Origin of the sequence: Kocuria tytonicola (assembly GCF_003687455.1) — a bacterium.
Taxonomy (GTDB): Bacteria; Actinomycetota; Actinomycetes; order Actinomycetales; family Micrococcaceae; genus Kocuria; species Kocuria tytonicola.
Genome location: NZ_PHOA01000167.1, coordinates 1 through 2,617, shown reverse-complemented (window position 1 = coordinate 2,617; position 2,617 = coordinate 1). Strand labels below are relative to the sequence as shown.

Annotated in this window: 2 protein-coding genes and 1 pseudogene; all 3 read left to right on the top strand. The window is 74.1% G+C overall.

Annotated elements, in window-relative coordinates:
- A pseudogene (locus CWC38_RS11510) lies at positions 1 to 523 on the top strand (hypothetical protein); the annotation flags it as partial.
- An 87-nt stretch (positions 524 to 610) separates the two neighbouring features.
- Positions 611 to 1,318 carry a DUF5998 family protein gene (locus tag CWC38_RS11505; RefSeq protein WP_165860415.1) on the top strand — a complete coding sequence of 236 codons (708 nt, stop codon included), beginning with the start codon at positions 611 to 613 and terminating at the stop codon, positions 1,316 to 1,318.
- Entirely contained in the window at positions 1,315 to 2,463 is a 1,149-nt protein-coding gene (locus tag CWC38_RS11500; protein WP_165860414.1) for an alkaline phosphatase family protein, read from the top strand. Before CWC38_RS11505 ends, CWC38_RS11500 begins: the two co-directional genes overlap by 4 nt.
- Positions 2,464 to 2,617 lie beyond the last annotated feature (154 nt).

Genomic DNA, 2,617 nt, shown 5'->3' with positions numbered 1-2,617 from the left:
CTCCGCCCCCGCTCGCGTGGAGAGGCAGTCCCACCCGGAGCACCCGGGGGAGATCACCACGCGGCAGCCCCCGACCACGACCGCGGGCCCCGTCGACTCCCCGCATCCGCACCGTTCCTCCGACGAGGCGATCCCACCGGGGGAGCGGACCGTGCGCATCTCGGCCACCGGTGACGGTGGAACGGACGGCTCCGTTGCGGGGGGCACCACCGATGGGGCGACGCCCGGGAACGGGACAACGCGCCGTCGGGAGCCGGGGCGTCGTGGGCGCGCGCGGTGGCCGTGGTGGCTGGCGGCCCTGGCGCTCGCGGCACTGGCCCTCGTGGCGGGCTACGTGTGGCTGGGGCCCGTGCTGGCGAACTGGTCCGGCGGTGTGGCCCCGGGTGGCCCGGAGTCTGCTGCGCCGAGTGGGCCGGCACCACGGGCAACGCCCTCCGAGGACGCCACCACGCCCGCCCCGGAGGGCACACCCGTGTGCACGCAGCTGGAGGACGGAACCGTCTCGTGCGTCGTCACCCCGTGATCCTGCGACCCCTCCGGCCGGAGGTCATGCAGTGACCCACGAGGTGCGGGGTGTGCTCAGGGCGGCGCGGTGGAGGACAATGGCGCCATGACTTACTCAGCACCCGATGGTTCCCGGCTGATCCAGGACATCGAAAAGGCCGGGTTCTACCCCCAGCTCGTCTCGGACGTGGTCAAGGACTCCCTGGACGGCAGGCGTCCCGTGTCCCACCTCGTGCAGCTGGAGACCCACTTCACCAACACGGAGCTGCACCGCCACATCACCGCGCTGGTGCTCGCCGAGGACGTCCTGCACATCACGCACGTGGACGACCAGAGCTTCGACGAGACCGGCGCGGACGCCGTGGCGCGCGTGTCCACCGAGACGGTCCCCATCTCCCAGATCCGCTCGGTGACCCTCAGCTATGCCTACCACCAGCCGCAGAACTACGAACCGGGTACTGCCATCATGGAGCTGAACCTCGCGGTGAGCTGGACCGGGACCCAGCAGCTCGAGCTGTACCCGGCCATGTGCGAGGACCCCGAGTGCCAGGCGGACCACGGCTACACGGGCACCGCCGCGAGCGAGGACGTGGTCATGCGCATCAGCTCGGAGGCGGACGGCCGGGACGCCGTGGAGGGCGCCCGCGAGTTCGCCCGGACCCTGCGGCGGGCCAACGTGGCGCCGCTCACGGACGCGGGGGCGCAGATCGCCCCGACGCCCGTCCACCAGGCCCCGGCGCGCAAGGACGCCGCGGCACCCCGCACACGCTTCGGGCACCGGCACAACGGCCGGGACGCGGGGCGCACCTCGTGAGTTCCGACGACGCGGCGGCCGCCCCCGCGCTGCCCGCGCCCCCGCGCTACGGCACGCGCAGCATCGCGGAGGTGCTCTCCTCGGCGGCCGCCGCGGTGGGGGTTCCGGGCGAGTGCAACGCGCTGAGCCTGCCCTCCGCCCAGCGCTACGTGGTGGTGCTCGTGGACGGGCTCGGCTCCCGGCTGCTACGCGAGGTCGGCGGCTACGCCCCCACGCTGCGCGGCGCCGAGTCCCTCGGGGAGCTCGACGCCGCGTTCCCCTCCACCACGTCCGTCTCCCTCTCGTGCCTCGGCACCGGTGAACCGCCTGGGCGGCACGGGATGCTGGGCTACGAGGTCCTGGACCCGGAGCGGGACCGCGTGGTCAACATGCTCGGGCAGTGGCCCGCGGACCTGGACCCGCTCGCGTGGCAGCAGCGGCCCACGGTGCTGGAGCGCTCGGCGCCGCACGTGGCCGCCGCCACGGTGAGCGCACCCCGGTTCGAGTCCTCGGCGCTGACCCGAGCGGCCCTGCGCGGAGGCCGCTTCGTGGGGGCTCAGGGGGTGCACGCGCGCACGGCGCGAACCCTGGAGCAGCTCACGGAGGGCCGCAGGGGGCTCGTCTACTTCTACTGGGACGAGCTCGACAAGACCGGGCACCGTGAGGGCTGGCGCTCGGACGCGTGGCTGCACGCCCTGGAGGAGCTGGACTCCGCCGTCAGGCGGCTCGTGTCACGGCTTCCCACCAACACCAGGGTGCTGCTCACCGCGGACCACGGCATGGTGGATGTGGCGCAGGAGCACAGGGTGGACGTGAGCGCCGATCCCGCGCTGCTGTCGGGCGTGCGGCACACCGCGGGCGAACCCCGGGCGGTGCAGCTGCACGTGTCCCCGGGCGTCGATCCCGAGGGTGTGGCCGCCGCGTGGCGTGCCCGCTTCGGGGACGCCGTGTGGGTGCTCACCCGCGCGGACCTCGCGCAGGACGGGTACTTCGGTGCGGCACCCGATCCGCAACTGCTCCACCGTGCGGGGGACGTCTGGGTGCTCGCGCGTGAGGAGCTCGCTCTCTACGACGTCTCACGGCAGGGCACGCGACCCCTGGCCATGGTGGGTCAGCACGGGTCCCTCACGGATCAGGAACGGCTGGTGCCCGCACTGCTCTGGTGACACCCCGGCCGGTCGAGGAGCACCGGGGCGTGGCACCGAGGGTGCGGCTCCGGGGCCTGGCACGTGCTCGGGTTGCCCGGGAACGGGCGGGCCGCTAGCCGCCGCTGCCGACCCCGGCACCGGTGGCCGTGCCCTTGCCCGGCTTGGTCGGGGC